Source organism: uncultured Erythrobacter sp., assembly GCF_947492365.1.
Classification (GTDB): domain Bacteria; phylum Pseudomonadota; class Alphaproteobacteria; order Sphingomonadales; family Sphingomonadaceae; genus Erythrobacter.
The window spans coordinates 676,930-693,199 of the sequence record NZ_CANLMB010000002.1 but is presented as its reverse complement, the minus strand read 5'-3'; the positions used below and the strand labels follow the sequence as shown (position 1 = coordinate 693,199).

15 protein-coding genes and 1 tRNA gene are annotated in these 16,270 nt (G+C 60.7%); 10 read left to right on the top strand and 6 right to left on the bottom strand.

Annotated elements, in window-relative coordinates:
- Position 1: 1 nt before the first annotated feature.
- Together Q0887_RS14575 and Q0887_RS14570 are read right to left on the bottom strand one after the other, a co-directional pair.
- Complete coding sequence (locus Q0887_RS14575; RefSeq protein WP_299196619.1) at positions 2-1,177, bottom strand: aromatic amino acid transaminase; 1,176 nt, start codon at positions 1,175-1,177, stop codon at positions 2-4.
- A 114-nt stretch (positions 1,178-1,291) separates the two neighbouring features.
- Entirely contained in the window at positions 1,292-2,242 is a 951-nt protein-coding gene (locus Q0887_RS14570; RefSeq protein ID WP_299196617.1) for a DUF1134 domain-containing protein, read from the bottom strand.
- A 302-nt stretch (positions 2,243-2,544) separates the two neighbouring features.
- Between Q0887_RS14570 and Q0887_RS14565 the strand changes: the two genes are divergently transcribed.
- Positions 2,545-2,635, top strand: a tRNA-Ser gene (locus tag Q0887_RS14565).
- A gap of 278 nt (positions 2,636-2,913) precedes the next feature.
- Here the strand turns inward: Q0887_RS14565 and Q0887_RS14560 are convergent.
- Together Q0887_RS14560 and Q0887_RS14555 are read right to left on the bottom strand one after the other, a co-directional pair.
- Complete coding sequence (locus tag Q0887_RS14560; protein WP_299196615.1) at positions 2,914-3,702, bottom strand: DUF2189 domain-containing protein; 789 nt, start codon at positions 3,700-3,702, stop codon at positions 2,914-2,916.
- Between the two features lie 34 nt (positions 3,703-3,736).
- Positions 3,737-4,420 carry an OmpW family outer membrane protein gene (locus Q0887_RS14555; protein ID WP_299196614.1) on the bottom strand — a complete coding sequence of 228 codons (684 nt, stop codon included), beginning with the start codon at positions 4,418-4,420 and terminating at the stop codon, positions 3,737-3,739.
- Between the two features lie 140 nt (positions 4,421-4,560).
- Between Q0887_RS14555 and Q0887_RS14550 the strand changes: the two genes are divergently transcribed.
- From Q0887_RS14550 to ccoS, 9 genes are all read left to right on the top strand, one after another.
- Positions 4,561-5,262, top strand: a complete 702-nt coding sequence (locus Q0887_RS14550; RefSeq protein WP_299196613.1) for a helix-turn-helix domain-containing protein — start codon at positions 4,561-4,563, stop codon at positions 5,260-5,262.
- A gap of 243 nt (positions 5,263-5,505) precedes the next feature.
- Positions 5,506-7,176 carry a cytochrome-c oxidase, cbb3-type subunit I gene (ccoN, locus tag Q0887_RS14545; RefSeq protein WP_299196611.1) on the top strand — a complete coding sequence of 557 codons (1,671 nt, stop codon included), beginning with the start codon at positions 5,506-5,508 and terminating at the stop codon, positions 7,174-7,176.
- An 11-nt stretch (positions 7,177-7,187) separates the two neighbouring features.
- Positions 7,188-7,964 (top strand): cytochrome-c oxidase, cbb3-type subunit II, encoded by a 777-nt coding sequence (gene ccoO, locus Q0887_RS14540; RefSeq protein WP_299196610.1) that lies wholly within the window; start codon positions 7,188-7,190, stop codon positions 7,962-7,964.
- Positions 7,961-8,122, top strand: a complete 162-nt coding sequence (locus tag Q0887_RS14535; protein WP_299196608.1) for a cbb3-type cytochrome c oxidase subunit 3 — start codon at positions 7,961-7,963, stop codon at positions 8,120-8,122. Before ccoO ends, Q0887_RS14535 begins: the two co-directional genes overlap by 4 nt.
- Complete coding sequence (gene ccoP / locus Q0887_RS14530) at positions 8,115-9,077, top strand: cytochrome-c oxidase, cbb3-type subunit III (RefSeq protein WP_299196607.1); 963 nt, start codon at positions 8,115-8,117, stop codon at positions 9,075-9,077. The genes Q0887_RS14535 and ccoP overlap by 8 nt, the downstream gene beginning before the upstream one ends.
- Entirely contained in the window at positions 9,064-10,608 is a 1,545-nt protein-coding gene (gene ccoG, locus Q0887_RS14525; protein ID WP_299196606.1) for a cytochrome c oxidase accessory protein CcoG, read from the top strand. Before ccoP ends, ccoG begins: the two co-directional genes overlap by 14 nt.
- Positions 10,608-11,069, top strand: coding sequence for a FixH family protein (locus Q0887_RS14520; protein WP_299196605.1), 462 nt, complete (start codon positions 10,608-10,610; stop codon positions 11,067-11,069). The genes ccoG and Q0887_RS14520 overlap by 1 nt, the downstream gene beginning before the upstream one ends.
- Complete coding sequence (locus tag Q0887_RS14515; RefSeq protein WP_299196604.1) at positions 11,066-13,201, top strand: heavy metal translocating P-type ATPase; 2,136 nt, start codon at positions 11,066-11,068, stop codon at positions 13,199-13,201. Before Q0887_RS14520 ends, Q0887_RS14515 begins: the two co-directional genes overlap by 4 nt.
- Positions 13,198-13,353 carry a cbb3-type cytochrome oxidase assembly protein CcoS gene (ccoS, locus tag Q0887_RS14510; RefSeq protein ID WP_299196603.1) on the top strand — a complete coding sequence of 52 codons (156 nt, stop codon included), beginning with the start codon at positions 13,198-13,200 and terminating at the stop codon, positions 13,351-13,353. Before Q0887_RS14515 ends, ccoS begins: the two co-directional genes overlap by 4 nt.
- 237 nt (positions 13,354-13,590) lie before the next feature.
- Here ccoS and Q0887_RS14505 read toward each other — a convergent pair whose 3' ends face one another.
- On the bottom strand, positions 13,591-14,727 hold the full coding sequence (locus Q0887_RS14505) for a Xaa-Pro peptidase family protein (protein WP_299196787.1): 1,137 nt from the start codon (positions 14,725-14,727) through the stop codon (positions 13,591-13,593).
- 89 nt (positions 14,728-14,816) lie between these two features.
- Positions 14,817-16,253, bottom strand: coding sequence for an aldehyde dehydrogenase family protein (locus Q0887_RS14500; RefSeq protein WP_299196602.1), 1,437 nt, complete (start codon positions 16,251-16,253; stop codon positions 14,817-14,819).
- Positions 16,254-16,270 lie beyond the last annotated feature (17 nt).

Sequence of the window (16,270 nt, the reverse complement as noted above, 5' to 3'; positions counted from 1 at the left end):
CTCAGCCTGTTACATCGGCCAGAGCGGCGATGAACTTGTCGATGTTGTCCATGGTGAGGCCAGCGACGTTGATGCGGCCCGAACCGGCCATGTATATGGCATGCTCTTCGCGCAATTGGACGACCTGCTCCTTGCTCACCGGCAGGACCGAGAACAGTCCGTTCTGGCGGCCCAGCGGGGTGAGATCGACAGTGCCCGCCATGCCGAATTCGGCGAGGCGCGCGCGCACTTGCCGCATCCGTTCGCGCATCTGGTCAAGCTCGTCGAGCCACTGCGCGGTCAGCTCCTCATCGCGCAGGATCAGCCGAACGGCAGCCGCGCCATGATCGGGCGGCATCGACCAGCTCGCACGGGCCAGAGCGTTGGCGTTGGAGAAAGCAGTCTCGAGAGTGTCATGCTCCTTCGCCAGAATGTAGAACGCACCGACGCGGTCGCGGTAGAGGCCGAAGTTCTTGTCACACGAATAGGCGATGAAAGCCTCCGGCACCTTGGCCAGCACACTGCGCAAGCCCGCCGCGTCCTCTTCGAGGCCAGAGCCGAGCCCCTGATAGGCGGTGTCGATGATCGGGAACACGCCGGTCTCGGCAATCGCATCGCCGATCGCTTCCCACTCATCCGCCGTATAGTCGATGCCGGTTGGGTTGTGGCAGCATCCGTGGAGCAGCACGCCTTCGTTCGGACCTGCACCTCGGATCGCGGACAGCACCGCTTCGACATTGGCGCTGCCATCAGGATTGGCATGCTCGAAAGGCACCCATTCGAGCGCGATATCGCCAAGGATCTGCGCATGGTTCGGCCAGCTTGGCGTGCCCATATGCAGCTTGGTCATGCCCGCCTGCTGCGCCAGCGCGACCGCCAGCCGCACCGCGCCGGTCCCGCCCGGTGTCTGCATGCCAGCAATGCGCCCGCCCATCGTCGCATCCTCGCCGAAGATGTAAGGCATCAGCGCATTGACGAAGCCCATATCGCCTTCGGGGCCGAGATAGGACTTGGAATCCTGCGTATCGACAAGGCGCTGCTCCGCCGCCTTGATCGCGCCGAAGACCGGGGTTGCGCCCTGTCCGGTGCGATAGACGCCGACGCCAAGATCGACCTTGTCAGCGCGGGTATCGGCAGCGTGAAGCTTGATCAGCGCGAGCAGCGCATCGGGCGATTGGGGTTCGAGTCGACTAAGCATGGAGCACCCTCTGCCGCGTGCGCGCGCGGGCTGCAACCGTCAATCGACGGCAGGGTGCATCTAGTGGTGGCTTTGCTCGGCTTGAGCCCAGTCAAAGTGCCTTCGGGAGCGACCTCAGAAGGGCAGCCAGCGCTGCTTTTTGCTAAACCGCATATAGCCCGCATTGACGCCAAGCCGCAGCCCGGCACCGACGCGGATCGGGATCAGCACCACGTCACCGCGGCGCATATAGCTGGCATGCAAGCCGCCGACGAAATAGGCCTGACCCTCGCCCGCCGGATAGCGGCGGAAGATGTCTTCGCTGTCATAGAGGTTGTAGACGAGCACAAAGGTGTTGCCCGCATTCGCGCCTGCATCAAGCCCGAGCGAGGGGCCGGTCCAATAGACCTGCCGCGCCCCTTCGACCTTGTGATGAAGCGTGCCCGAGCCATAACGCACACCGAAGATGAACGCGCCGCCGCCTTCGCGCCCGACGATGTAGCCATTGGGCTCACCCTGTTCGCGCAGCAGGTTCTCGATCATGCCGGCGAGACCTTCCGCGCCCTTGCCAAAGACCCCCTCTGCGGCTCCGATCAGATCGTCTTGCTGATAGGTCGTGGGCGCGTCACCCGCGCTGGCGAGATCTTGGGGAGGCTCCGGAACCGTCTGCGGAGTGGCATCGCCTGCCGGAGCGCTGTCGGCATATTGGGCAAACTCGTCATCAAAGCCCGGCGAGCCAGTGATCGTCTCCGTACTGACTTCGGCTGTGTCACCTTGAGGATCGACCGGAACGGGAGCGCCGACAGGCACACGCGCTGGCACCGTTGGTAGCGCCCCGGTGGCCTGATCGACCGAAGGTGCATTGCGCAGCGCGGGATTGGCAAGGTCGGCGTCGATCGCACCGCTCGCTTCCGCCGCTCCTTCGCTAGCCGCCGCATAGGCTTCGTCGGGATCGAAACTCTCGACATCCTGCGCAGCGACTGGGCCAAGCGCGAGCATGCCTGCCGCAAGCACGGCAACGCCCGCGCGGCTCCATCCGGTAAGCCTTCTGGTCCAGGTGTCTGTTTCGGGTCCATTCTTGCGCATGGCTCAAACCTTTCACATTCGCGCAGCCGCAATTCTGCGCGGTTAAAGAGAGTCCTTCCCCGCCCCTTCATCAACGCATCGGCGGCGAAGCGAATCGAAATTGCGGCGAGACGAGTGGATAGCGCCGCGAGCCTTAAGCTGGGCTGGCTGAAACTGCGGGAAATTGCGTGGCATTGGCGCCCGGGTGGCAGGCAAAGCAAATTGGCGCAATTCAGGGTCAATCGACACTTGCCGCCATAGGCAAGCCCGACTATAGCGCGCGGCTCGCAACCAATAGGCGCATGCGCAATCGGTTGTCGTGCGGAGACGTGGGTGAGTGGCTGAAACCAGTTCCCTGCTAAGGAACCATACCTACTACGGGTATCGAGGGTTCGAATCCCTCCGTCTCCGCCATTTACTCCTTAACACCGTCTTGTCAGACTAATCCGGTGGGCGTGGGCGGTGGACCATGCAGTTGAGACGCTTGAGAAATACGTCGCGAAGAGGCGGGACCTGAGGCTGTTCTGAAGTTCATCGAGAAAACGCTGAGGCGACATCGACAAACCGAAACGATCGTCACCGACAGCCTGAAACCTAACCAGCGGAGGTGCGAGAGATTAGCCATCTCGAAAGGCGCGAGATGGGGCGTACTCAGCCTTGTAACCGTCCCGCCAGTCGAAGACTAACTCACGTTAGATTGACAGCACCGCCGGTCGGATCGCCCGTCGATAGAGGTGCCAGGTTGCATGGCCGAGTACGGGCAGCACAACCAGCAGGCCGAGAAAAGCCGGTACCATCGCAAGGAACAGCAGCGCTGCGATTATCGCTGCCCAGACGATCATCACAGCGGCATTTGCCCGGAAGGCGGCAAGGCTTGCGATGATGGCGGTGAGGAAGTCGACTTCGCGATCGACAAGCATCGGGAGGCTGATGACGGTAATTGCATAGAAGACAAGCGCCATCACTGCCCCAACGGCGCTGCCGATCGCGAGCATGATCAGGCCGGTATCGGTTGCGAGGAATGCGAGCGATTCCGAACCTGCACCAGCTTCGACAATCGCGATTGAAAAGATGGCGTGCGCAACGATTACCCAGAAACCGAAAGCGACGAAGATGATTACCCCCATCGCCAGAATCTGCTCGTCGCCGCGCCCCCGGACTGCACCCAGAATGCCGCCCCAGCTCATCGCAAGGCCAAGCTCACGCCTGCGGCTGACCTCGTAAAGGCCAACAGCGGTGAACGGGGCGAGCAGCGGAAATCCGGCAGCGGCGGGGATCGCCCAAGTGTATTCTCCGCGCCCGACTAGGAAGTAGGTAAGCGCCAATCCTCCGACCACAAAGATCGCGGCAAAGAACAGGCCAAAAGCGGGCTGATTTCTGAAGTCCGACCACCCGGCCGCCAATGCTTCGCGCAAGTCGGCGAAGCTTAGATCGCGCGCCACCTCTGGCGGCGCAGATTGGTTCTCAATCCTTTCGACCAAACCTGTCCTTCCTTTCCGGTGCGCGGTGTTCCCCTCAGAAGCGGTAGGAAACGCCCGCGCTCAAAACCCATGGGTCGAGATTGTGCTCCGTCTCGATCACCAGCGTCTCGCCTGCAAACCATTGGGCTGTTGTGCCGATGAAATAGCGTTTTGCATCGACAGTGATCCCGAGGCCATCGGTTCCAACAGGAACATCCACGCCTACTTGCAGAACAAATCCGAATTCGTCTGATAGATCGGTGTCGGTCACGCCCAGCGGTACCACCGCTGCGCCGGGTTCGACATCCAGCCAGACGAAATAGGAAACACCCGCACCGACATAGGGTTTTATGCCGCCTGCATCGAAATGCGCCTTGGCAGTGACCGTTGCGGGCAAAAGGAGCGCGTCCGAAACCAGTTCGGCGCCCGGCGCGAAGCCTGAGATGGCGTCGACATCGTGCTGGGTGGTGCCAGCGATGGTCTCGATCGAAAAATTCTCGCTAACAAAATACTCGACTGCGATTGTCGGCACGTAATTGTCGTTCGCTGTGGTGTTAGTGCCAGCAGGCAGTCCGACGAGGTCGACATTCACCTCATCAATCTCACCGTCCGTCAGAACGGCGGTACCGACTACCTTTAATTGGACGTCTCCAGCCTGATATCCGGTGCTATCTTGGGCTGCTGCCGCTGAGGCTGCGAGGGCAAATACGGCGCAGACCGAGGCGCGAATACACTTCATTTCTTGTCCTTCTTTGGCAGCAGCGGTCGTCCGTCACGACCCAGGGTTGTTGCTGCCACGGTCCAATTGGCTTGATCGCAAATGACCTGCATTGATCCATATCAATGCTGAAGGTGCTGGACGGTTTCATTGCCGCATTCATGACGTTTCCAGAACTCTTCGACCGCTTTTCGGTAGCGATCTTACCACTCGAGAGATCAACCGAGGCGCGGCTGCGCTTTCAGGACGAAGCGCGCTATGCGAGTGCGAGATCTGGCGATGCGCTCTTCACCGGGAGCGACGCCGATCAGGTCGTCTTTGTGGCAAGCGGCAGCACCAAACTGGTCGCCCACGCATCGCACGGGCGCGAGCAGGTGGTTGCGTTCCACTTCGCTGGCGATCTTATCCTCGTCCCGGCGCGCGCGGCCCACGCCTATGCGGTGTGCGCATTAGAGGGCTGCGAATTCATCTATTTCCCCGCGCGCGAGTTTCTTGAGCTGGCCCGGTTCGAAACAGGAATGGTCGAGCAGTTGCTGGACCACACGATGCAGGCTCTCGCCAGATGCCGCGAAAAGACGATCACTCTGGGACGCAAGAGCGCTCAGGAACGGGTGGCGACCTTTCTAGTAACCATGGCCGAACGGATCGGGGTCGAGGATGAGCGCGGCGGCTGCGTGCTCGATCTGACCATGTCGCGGCGCGACATTGCTGACAGTCTGGGACTGACGATCGAAACGGTGAGCAGACAACTGAGCCAATTGCGCAGTGCGAGCCTGCTGGAGACCCATGGCCGGTCGAGAATTGTGCTGCTCGATTTGCCGAGTTTGAACGCACGAGCGGGCCGATTGTCCGGGCCTGAATAATTATTTCGGAAATTTGACTTGGATCAATGAAGCGGTTCGCGGGTCGCTGTAGCGAACGTGAGGTCAGTGAAGACAAGAACGTGCCGGGTTCGCACGGCGGGATGCATCGGACCAGCGAGATTGGGACGCGAGATCAGTGGGATGGAGCAAAAGATCGGCATGACGAGCGCAAGCTTGATCTGGATCAAACACTCAGAATGCGCGGCGCCGTATTGGGCGCAGCGGACAGAAGGAAGCTAAGTTATGGAAGCTGTTGTCGCCCGTGCGGGGCTCTGGTTCGTGCTCGCGCTTTTGGCGCTTGCCGCGATGGTCGGAGCGCAGGATGCAGGCTTCGCTGTGCATGCTCTGATCGTCGGGCTCGTCGCCTTCGGGCTTGCGGTGATTACGATCGCGCGCTTCGATCCGATGGCGCGCGTTCAGGGCATTTTCCGCATGCCGCCCGGTGAAAGCCGGTATGATGACGACATCATCCGCTGGGGCGTTATTGCGACGATGTTCTGGGGGCTCGCGGGGCTTCTGGCAGGCGTCTTTATCGCGTTGCAGCTGACATTCCCGGCGCTCAATATCGAGCCCTATCTCAATTTCGGGCGCGTGCGTCCCCTGCACACATCAGCGGTGATTTTTGCCTTTGGCGGCAATGCGTTGCTCGCGACCAGCTTTTATGTGGTGCAACGCACCTGCCGCACCACTTTGGCTCTGCCTGGCCTCGCGCGGTTCGTCTTCTGGGGCTACCAGCTGTTTATCGTGCTCGCCGCGACGGGCTATCTTCTCGGCGTTACCCAGTCGAAGGAATATGCCGAGCCGGAATGGTATGTCGACCTGTGGCTGACCATCGTCTGGCTCGCCTATCTGGCGGTGTTTGTCGCGACCATCCTGAAGCGGCGCGAACCGCATATCTACGTCGCGAACTGGTTCTACCTCGCCTTCATCGTGACCGTGGCGATGCTGCATGTCGTCAACAATCTGGCGATGCCGGTGAGCCTGCTGGGTTCGCGCAGCTATTCCGCCTTTGCCGGGGTTCAGGATGCCCTGACGCAGTGGTGGTACGGCCATAATGCGGTCGGGTTCTTCCTGACTGCCGGCTTCCTCGCCATGATGTATTACTTCGTGCCGAAACAGGCGAACCGGCCGGTCTATTCCTACCGGCTGTCGATCATTCACTTCTGGTCGCTGATCTTCCTCTACATCTGGGCGGGACCGCACCACTTGCACTACACCGCGCTGCCCGACTGGGCGCAGACGCTGGGCATGGTGTTCTCGATCATGCTGTGGATGCCCAGCTGGGGCGGGATGATCAACGGCCTGATGACGCTGAACGGCGCATGGGACAAGATCCGCACCGACCCGATCATCCGCATGATGGTGATGGCGCTCGCTTTTTACGGGATGAGCACTTTCGAGGGGCCGATGCTGTCGATCAAGGCAGTGAACAGCCTGTCGCACTATACCGACTGGACCATCGGCCACGTTCATTCCGGCGCGCTTGGCTGGAACGGAATGATCACCTTTGCCTGCGTCTATTTCCTCGTGCCCCGGCTGTGGAAGCGCGAGCGGATGTATTCGCTGCGGATGATTAACTGGCACTTCTGGCTCGCGACTTTGGGTATCGTTTTCTACGCCGCCAGCATGTGGGTCGCCGGTATCACGCAGGGCCTGATGTGGCGCGAATACGGCTCCGACGGGTTTCTGGTGAACAGCTTTATCGACACCGTCGCGGCGCTTCATCCGATGTATCTGATGCGGGCCTTTGGCGGGGTGCTCTACCTCTCGGGCGCGATCATCATGACCTACAATATGTGGATGACGATCGCAGGCCGCCTGCGCGAGGAAGCGCCGATGGGCGACGCCCAATATGACGAGCAGGCCGACCGGCCCCTTCCGGGTGCGCAGCCTCAAGCTCAACCTGCGGAATAGGGATCGTAGACATGAGTGACACCAATCAAGAGACACCTCCGCAGGGCATTTTCGAAGGGCACAAAAAGCTCGAGAAGAACATCACCCTGCTCGCCGTCGCGACCTTCTTTACCGTCGCGATTGGCGGCCTCGTCCAGATCACACCGCTGTTCTACCTCGAAAACACGATCGAGGAGGTGGAGGGGATGCGTCCCTATACCCCGCTCGAACAGGCAGGACGTGACATCTATGTGCGCGAGGGTTGCTACACCTGCCACAGCCAGATGATCCGGCCCTTCCGCGACGAGGTGGAACGGTATGGGCATTACAGCCTCGCTGCGGAAAGCATGTACGACCACCCGTTCCAGTGGGGGTCCAAGCGGACCGGCCCCGATCTCGCGCGGGTTGGCGGGCGATATTCGGATGAATGGCATGTCCAGCACCTGATCGAGCCGACCAGCGTTGTGCCGCAGAGCATCATGCCCAGCTATTCGTTCCTCGCCGAGACGCGGCTCAACGTCGCTGACGCTTCGGCCAGTCTTACCGCGCTTAGCCGCGTGGGCGTGCCTTACAGCGATGCCGACATCGAAAACGCCGAAAACGACCTGTTTGCCCAGGCCGATCCGTCGCGCGATCCGGGCGATCTGGAAGCGCGTTATCCCAAGGCCCAGATCCGCGATTACGACGGCGATCCGGCCCGCGTGACCGAAATGGATGCGCTCGTCGCTTACCTCCAGATGCTCGGCACGCTTGTCGATGTCGACAGCGCCGCTGCGCAGGCTGAACTCGCCGAGGAGAAGGGTCGATGAGTTTCTACGACGCCTTGCGCCACTTCGCCGACAGCTACGGGCTGGTGATGATCTTCGGCCTCTATTTGTTGCTGTGCGGTTGGCACTTCCTCCCGCGCTCGCGTGAGCATGTCGAGGACGCCAAGAATTCGATTTTCAAGGAAGACGATCATGTCTGACAAATATCGCATTGATGAGCCCACTGGCACAGAGTTTGTCGGCCACGAATGGGACGGGATCGAGGAGCTCAACACACCTCTGCCCCGATGGTGGCTGTGGACCTTTTACGCCAGCATTGTCTGGTCGATTATCTATGTGGTCCTCTATCCCGCATGGCCGCTCGTCAATCAGGCGACCGAAGGCGTGCTTGGCTGGTCAAGCCGCGGGGATCTGGCCGAAGAAATGAGCGCTGCCGACCTCGCGCGGCGCGGCACATTCGAACAGATCGCAGCGACCGACATTACCCAACTGTCTGCCAACCCTGAGCTTCTCGGGCAGGCTATCGCGGGCGGGGCAGCGGCCTTCAAACAGCATTGCGTCCAGTGTCATGGCGCGGGAGCCGCCGGTTACGAGCAATATGGCTACCCCAATCTCAATGACGACGATTGGCTGTGGGGCGGCACGATCACCGATATCGAAACGACGCTCACCCACGGCATTCGCTGGGATGGTTCGGATGAAACCCGTTTCAGCCTGATGCCTGCCTTCGGTGAGATTTTCACCGGCGCAGAGCTTGACGCTGTGACCGACCATGTCCTGTCGCTGAGCGGTCAGGCGCAAAGCAGCGCTGCCGGTGCGCAGCTCTACGAGATCAATTGCGCCACCTGCCATCAGGCGAATGGCGAAGGGGACCGCGTGCAGGGCGCGCCCGCTCTCAATGACGCAATCTGGCTCTATGGCAGCGACCGTGCGCTGGTGCGGCGTCAGATCGCAGAGCCGCGGCATGGTGCGATGCCGGGCTGGAGTGACAAGCTCGATCCGGTGACGATCAAGATGCTCGCGGCCTATGTCCATTCGCGCGGCGGCGGCGAGGCCGGGGACGCTCAGCAAGACACCGATGCCGGTGACGCGGCGACAGAAGCGGCTGATGATGTGGCGGTATCGCCGGAAGCCGGAGACAATGGCCGATCCTGACCAGATGGCTCGCGCAGAAGGCGCGAAACCGGAGAAACGCGACTGGGGCGGCGCCCTGCCCGAGATCGAGGCTGACCCGATAGTCAAAGCCCGGCCGCCCCAGCCCACGCCCAAGCTCTATGAAAAGCGCAAGGCGGTTCACAACAAGCGGATCGACGGGCCGTTTCGCCGGTTCAAGTGGCTGGTCATGCTGGTCACGCTGGGCATCTATTATCTGACGCCATGGATCCGCTGGGATCGCGGACCCTATGCCCCCGATCAGGCGGTTCTGATCGACCTCGCAAACCGCCGCTTCTACATGTTCGATATCGAGATTTGGCCGCACGAATTCTATTTCGTGGCGGGCCTGCTGATCATGGCAGGCCTAGGCCTGTTTCTCGTCACCAGCGCCGTGGGCCGAGCGTGGTGTGGCTATGCCTGCCCGCAGACCGTCTGGACCGATCTGTTCCAGCATGTCGACCGTCTGTTCGACGGAGACCGCAACGCCCGCATCCGTCTGGACAAGGCACCTTGGGGCCCGGCCAAGATCGCGCGGCGTTCTGGCAAGTGGTCGGTCTATCTGCTGATCAGCCTGCTGACCGGCGGCGCATGGATTCTCTACTTCGCTGACGCCCCCACGCTGTTTGCGGATTTCTTCACGCTTCAGGCCGATCCGGTCGCCTATATGACTGTCGCGGTGCTGACCGGCACGACCTTCTGGCTGGGCGGATTCATGCGCGAGCAGGTGTGCATCTATATGTGCCCGTGGCCGCGGATTCAGGCCGCGATGATCGATGAAAAATCGCTAATCGTGACCTACAAGGACTGGCGCGGAGAGCAACGCGGCAGCCTCAAGAAAGCGGCGAAGGATCCTGAGCTCTACGGCGACTGCGTCGATTGCCTCCAATGCGTGGCGGTTTGCCCGACGGGGATCGACATTCGCGAAGGCCAGCAGGTCGGCTGCATCACCTGCGCGCTCTGCATCGATGCCTGCGACCGCGTGATGAAAGACATCGGACGTCCGCGCGGTCTGATCGACTACACGACTTTGGAACAGTGCGAGGCCGAAGCTGCAGGAGCGCCTGCGCAACCCGCATGGAAGGCGCTGCTCAGGCCGCGCACATTCGTCTATTTCGGCATCTGGGGCTCGATCGGGCTGGCGATGCTGTTTGCCTTGGGCACGCGTGCGCATACCGAGATTACCGTCTCACCGGACCGCAATCCGCCTTTCATGCTGATGAAAGATGGTTCGGTGCGCAATTCCTACACATTGCGCCTTCGCAACATGGAAGCCCGCCCGCGCCAGATGGAGGTGTCTTTCACAGGACTGCCCGAAGGCGCGCTGATGTGGACCGACCGGATCGGGCGCGATAATGCTGCGCCTTCCCAGACGGTGGAAGTGGCTGCGGACGAAACCCGCATTATCCGCGCCTATGTCGTGGTTTCGGCAAGCAGCAATGTCGATGATTTCAGCTTCGTCCTGACTTCGCTCGACGAACAGGGTGAGCGCGACAGCCAAGAAACCACATTCATGCAGCCAGGAGCCGAATGATGGCGGGCAAAACGACCAAGCCGTTCACCGGCAAGCACATGGCAGCCATTCTTGTCGGCGGTTTCGGCATTGTCGTCTGCGTGAATTTCTACATGGCGAGCCTCGCTGTCAGCGGCTTCCACGGCACGGTCGTCGACAATTCCTATGTGGCCAGCCAGCAGTTCAACGATTGGCTCGAAGAGGCCGAAGCTGCGGAGGCGTTGGGCTGGACGGTCGAAACCACCCGCGACGAGGAGGGCCATGTTCTTGTGAGCACTGAGGCCGTTCCTCAAGGCGCGAGGGTTATGGCCGAACTGCGCCGCCCGATCGGCCCGCGCGAATATGCCAGCCTTTCGTTCACGCCGCTTGGCGCAGGGCGCTACCGGTCGAGCGAACCGGTCGCCGCAGGCCGCTGGACCATGCGTCTGTTCATCGAGGCTGGAGGGCAGCATTGGGCGCAGGAAAGCGAGCTTCCCGAGTGAACGCGCCCGGTCTCTCGATTGCTTCGCCGCAAGGTCAGACCAAATCCACGCGTTTCATCGTGCCGGGAATGCGCTGTGCGGGCTGCATCGCAAAGATCGAGCGCGAGTTGCCGAAAACCGGCGGCGTGGTCGCCGCGCGGGTGAACTTCTCGTCAAAACGCGTCGCGGTTGAACACGATGCAAGCGTCGATGAAGACGCGCTCACCGAAGCCTTGCTCAGGCTTGGCTTTGAAGCGCAGCCGATCGAGGAAAACCCGGTCGGCACCGAATCCGCCGAACGCAAGCAGTTGATGCGCGCGCTCGGGGTTGCGGGCTTCGGGATGATGAATGTCATGCTGCTTTCGGTCAGCATCTGGTCGGGCGCGGAAGGGTTCACCCGTGAGCTGTTCCACTGGCTTTCGGCGCTGATCGCGCTGCCGGTCATCGCCTATTCGGGCAGGCCCTTTTTCTCCAGCGCCTGGATGGCGCTCAGATACAGCCGGACCAATATGGATGTGCCGATCTCGATCGGGGTGATCCTGGCCACCGGGCTAAGCCTCTACGAGACGATGACCGGCGGCGCGCACGCTTATTTCGAGAGCGCGGTGATGCTGCTGTTTTTCCTGCTTGCGGGCCGCGCGCTTGATGCGGAAATGCGCACCCGCACGCGGGCCGGTATTGGCGCTCTGCTCAAACGGATGGGCAAGAGCGCCAGCGTGATCGGCGCTGATGGAGCGACCCGCCGCGTTGCTGCCAATGCGCTGGAGCCGGGCATGCTGGTGTTGGTCGCGTCAGGCGAGGCTCTCGCCGCCGATGGCGAGATCGAGGATGGCGAAAGCTCGATCGACAATTCCATGCTGACCGGTGAAAGCGCGCCGGAAAGCGTGCGAGCCGGGTCGGAGGTCCATGCCGGAGCGATCAATCTCGGCGCGCCGTTCCGGATGCGGCTGACGCGCACCGCCGACGATACCGCAATCGCCGAAATCGCGCGGCTCATGGACGAGGCCGGGCAATCGCGCAGCCACTATGTCCGCATCGCCGACCGCGCATCGCGGCTTTACGCGCCGGTCGTTCACAGCCTTTCGGCGCTCGCCTTTGCCGGCTGGATGATCGCGGGTGCTGGCTGGCACCAATCGCTGGTGATCGCTATCGCGGTCTTGATTATCACCTGCCCCTGCGCGATGGGGCTGGCGGTCCCGACCGCTCAGGTTGTCGCCTCGGGCGCGCTGCTGAGGCGCGGATTGCTGGTCAAAGATGGCAGCACGCTCGAACGGCTGGCCGAGGTCGATATGGCTCTGTTCGACAAGACCGGAACGCTCACGCTGGGCAAGCCGCGTGCCGATATCGCCGCGCTTGACGCAGAAGCCCGCAGCGTGGCGCTCGGGCTTTCGCAGGCGAGCCGCCACCCACTTAGCCAAGGATTGAGCGAGGCCTTGCTCGAAGAGGGTGTCGAACCAGCCGCGATCATCGAGATTGTCGAAACGAGCGGGCAAGGGCTTACGGGCAACTGGGGCGGCGTGCCTGTCGCGCTAACACGGCCGGAATCCGGCGGAAGCGATCTTGCGACGAGGCTGATGATTGGAGAGCGCGAGGTAACGCTCTCCTTCACTGACCCGATCCGCTCCGATGCTGCTGAAACAATCGCCTGGCTGCACAGCAACGATATCGAAGCCAGCATCCTCTCGGGCGACCGCAGCGCGCCGGTCGAAGAGGTCGCGCGCCAACTGGGCATCAACGCAAGCGCGCAAGTCAGCCCGCAGGACAAGCTCGCCGCGCTCGAAGCCTTGCGCGAGGCGGGGCGTCTTCCACTTATGGTCGGCGACGGCCTGAATGACGGCCCCGCGCTCGCCGCAGCGCACGCCTCGATAGCGCCAAGCACCGCCAGCGATGTCAGCCAGCAGGCCGCCGACGCGGTCTTTATCGGGGATCGGCTGATGCCGGTCGCATTGGCGATCAAGGTGGCAAGGCGGACGATGGCAATAGTCCGGCAGAACTTCGCGCTCGCCATCGGCTACAATGCGCTTGCAGTGCCGCTGGCGCTGTTCGGATATGTCACTCCGCTGATCGCAGCGATCGCAATGTCGCTTAGCTCGCTGATCGTGGTTGCGAATTCGCTCCGGCTGGCGGGCAGCGCCAAAGAGAGCAGGATATGACGGGCCTCGCCTTCCTGATCCCTATCGCGCTGCTCATGGGTCTTGCCGGGTTGGGCGCGTTTTTCTGGGCCATGCGTTCGGGCCAGTATGACGATATGGACGGCGCATCGCATCGTATTCTGATCGACGATGAGGATGAGGCGGAACCATGAAGCTTCTGGCAATTCTGGCCTTTCCCCGATCACCATTGAGCCGCTGCCGAGAGTTACACCAACTCTCACCGTCTGCTCATATCTGCGCAGTGGGTGATGTCGGAATGACTGAACCTTGATTGACTATTGCTTTCCGATTCCAGCTCAACTCTTGCCTTTGCTCAATGCTCGGACCCAAAGGTGAGAAGCTAACCTAGAACGTATGTACAGTTCTCAGAAAGCGGTAGGGGTCTCACACTATTGCGTCAGCGCGTACAGACTTTCCTGCGGCTCGGTAAACCAGGAGGCCCCTGTTTCCGTAATGTAGAAATGATCTTCCAGCCGGATGCCGAATTTGCCGGGGACGACGATCATCGGCTCATTCGAAAAGCACATGCCCGCAGCGAGAGGGGTTTTGTCTCCGCGTACGAGATAGGGACCTTCATGGATGTCGAGACCGATGCCGTGCCCTGTCCGGTGCGGGACGCCGGGCAGTTTGTAGTCGGGGCCAAGACCGCGATCTGTCAGAAATTGCCTTGCGGCGGTGTCGACATCCTCGCAAGCAACGCCGGGAGCCGCACGATCAAAAGCGGCCTGCTGCGCTTCTTTTTCGAGCGCCCACATCATCTCAACCTCTTCGCTCATCGTGTCGAGCGCATAGGTGCGGGTGATGTCGGAATTGTAACCGTCAATCGTGCAGCCGGTGTCAATCAGGATCAGTTCGCCCGGCTGCAGAACCGGATCGCCCGGAACGCCATGGGGGTGTGCGGTCGCTTCGCCAAATTGGACGGCACAGAACGAACTTCCATTATCCGCACCGCCAGCGCGGTGGAGCCGGTCAATCTCGTGCTTCACCTCGCTGCAAGCCATGCCGGGCTTGATCCAGCCAGCTATTGTGAGGTGGATGTCCAATGTCAGTTGTTTGGCAAAGGTCATCAAAGCAAGCTCTGCGGCCGATTTGCGAGCACGCAGTGGTGAGATCAGCGCATGAGCTGAACCTACGCCGATCGCCCTGCCAAGTGCATCGCCAATTCGCGACGCGTGTCCGTAGCTGCAGTTGGGATCAATGGCGCATAGGTTGACTGAATTCGAACGCAAATAGGTTGCGATCAGCGCATATGGGTCCTCGTCTTCTTCCCAATAGAGCGTTTCATAGGGCTGGTTCAATTTGGCTGCCAGCGACGTGTCTTCGAATTTCGGGCAGATGAATATGGTCTCGCTCGGCGTGATTAACGCGCCAATGAACCGTTCGCTCTCATACAGATTGAGGCCGAAGAAATATTGCAGATTTGAGCCGGGCGTGATGATCACGGCCTGATGCGCGGCGTTGGCCATCGCTCGCCTCAATTTGGCTCGACGATCGCTCTTCTCGACATCCGTAATAGAAGGCGGCATTTTGGCGTTGGCATTCATCGTCACTGGCACTCCAGATATTGTGCTTCCTGAGATCGCGAGCGCAGAATCCGCTCCTGGCGACGTATGGTTCAAGCTTGAGTATATGCGGTTTTGACCGTGGTGTAGAAATCGCGCGCATAGCCACCTTGCTCGCGGGGACCGAAGCTTGATCCTTTCGTTCCTCCGAATGGGACGTGGTAATCGACACCCGCTGTGGGCGCATTGACCATGACCATTCCGGCCTGACTTTCCTGTTTGAAGCGTGCGGCAGAACGCAGCGATGATGTGCAGATGCCTGCAGAAAGCCCGAATTGCGTGTCGTTTGCGCAGTGCAAAGCTTCATCAAGATCTGCCACCTTGATCACCGAAGCTACAGGGCCAAAAACCTCTTCCTGATTGATGCGCATGGCGTTGTCGCTTTCGATAAACAGAGCAGGCTTCTGGTAGAAGCCGGGCTTGTCACGCTCCACCACATCACCGCCTGTCAGGAGTTCTGCACCTTCTTGTTTGCCGATTTCGATATATTCGAGGTTCTTGTTGAGTTGCGACTGGTCTGCGACCGGGCCGATATCGGTTCCATCGGCGAGAGCGTCTCCGATCACCAGCCCATCCATTTTCCGCACAAGTGCTGCAACAAATGCGTCGTGGACCGAAGCCTCAACGATCAGCCTCGAAGACGCGGTGCAGCGCTGTCCGGTCGAGAAGTACGCGCCATTCACCGCACAATTGACAGCATTCTCCAGGTCGCAATCATTGAGAACGATCAACGGGTTCTTGCCGCCCATCTCGAGCTGAAAGCGGGCATTGCGCGCGCTACATGCTTCGGCGACAATGCGCCCGGTCTGGGTCGATCCGGTGAAGCTCACTGCGCGAATGCGGCGGTCGTTGAGCAAAGGCGCACCGATCTCTGCGCCGCGCCCCATAACCAGATTGAAGACGCCTTCAGGCACGCCTGAGCGCGCGATAATGTCGCAAAGAGCCCAAGCGCTGCCGGGTGTCAGTTCCGCAGGTTTGAACACCACCGTATTGCCAAATGCCAGTGCCGGGGCGATCTTCCATGCCGGAATGGCAATCGGGAAATTCCACGGTGTGATGATAGCGAGCGGGCCCACCGCTTCGCGCGAGATTTCCACGCTCAGACCGGGCCGCACCGAAGGCAGCAGTTCACCTGCATTACGCAGCGTTTCGCCAGCGAAGAACTTGAAAATCTGGCCTGCGCGCGTGACCTCTCCGATCCCTTCGGCAAGTGTTTTGCCCTCTTCGCGAGACAACAGTGTGCCCAATTCCTGCTTGCGCGCGAGGACCTCGCTTCCAATAACATCGAGACATTCGAAACGTTGCTGGATTCCGCTTCGCTCCCAGTCTGGAGCCGCGATATGGGCCGCTTCGATTGCTTGCTCCACTTGATCGCGGTTTGCCTGCGCGTACTCGCCGATAATGTCCTTCGTATCGGAAGGGTTGATGTTGGCAATCTGATCAGCAGAGCCGATCCATTCACCGGCGATGAAATTGTTGTGAACTGACATACGAAATCTCTTTCTTC

Bases quoted from the DNA above. Each gene is read 5' to 3' on its own strand.
- ccoP (WP_299196607.1), top strand. From the start codon at position 8,115: ATGTCTGACAAATATCGCATTGATGAGCCCACTGGCACAGAGTTTGTC.
- Q0887_RS14550 (WP_299196613.1), top strand. From the start codon at position 4,561: ATGACGTTTCCAGAACTCTTCGACCGCTTTTCGGTAGCGATCTTACCA.
- Q0887_RS14500 (WP_299196602.1), bottom strand. From the start codon at position 16,253: ATGTCAGTTCACAACAATTTCATCGCCGGTGAATGGATCGGCTCTGCT.
- Q0887_RS14505 (WP_299196787.1), bottom strand. From the start codon at position 14,727: ATGCCGCCTTCTATTACGGATGTCGAGAAGAGCGATCGTCGAGCCAAA.
- Q0887_RS14570 (WP_299196617.1), bottom strand. From the start codon at position 2,242: ATGCGCAAGAATGGACCCGAAACAGACACCTGGACCAGAAGGCTTACC.
- Q0887_RS14575 (WP_299196619.1), bottom strand. From the start codon at position 1,177: ATGCTTAGTCGACTCGAACCCCAATCGCCCGATGCGCTGCTCGCGCTG.
- Q0887_RS14520 (WP_299196605.1), top strand. From the start codon at position 10,608: ATGGCGGGCAAAACGACCAAGCCGTTCACCGGCAAGCACATGGCAGCC.
- ccoS (WP_299196603.1), top strand. From the start codon at position 13,198: ATGACGGGCCTCGCCTTCCTGATCCCTATCGCGCTGCTCATGGGTCTT.
- Q0887_RS14555 (WP_299196614.1), bottom strand. From the start codon at position 4,420: ATGAAGTGTATTCGCGCCTCGGTCTGCGCCGTATTTGCCCTCGCAGCC.
- Q0887_RS14535 (WP_299196608.1), top strand. From the start codon at position 7,961: ATGAGTTTCTACGACGCCTTGCGCCACTTCGCCGACAGCTACGGGCTG.
- ccoN (WP_299196611.1), top strand. From the start codon at position 5,506: ATGGAAGCTGTTGTCGCCCGTGCGGGGCTCTGGTTCGTGCTCGCGCTT.
- ccoO (WP_299196610.1), top strand. From the start codon at position 7,188: ATGAGTGACACCAATCAAGAGACACCTCCGCAGGGCATTTTCGAAGGG.
- ccoG (WP_299196606.1), top strand. From the start codon at position 9,064: ATGGCCGATCCTGACCAGATGGCTCGCGCAGAAGGCGCGAAACCGGAG.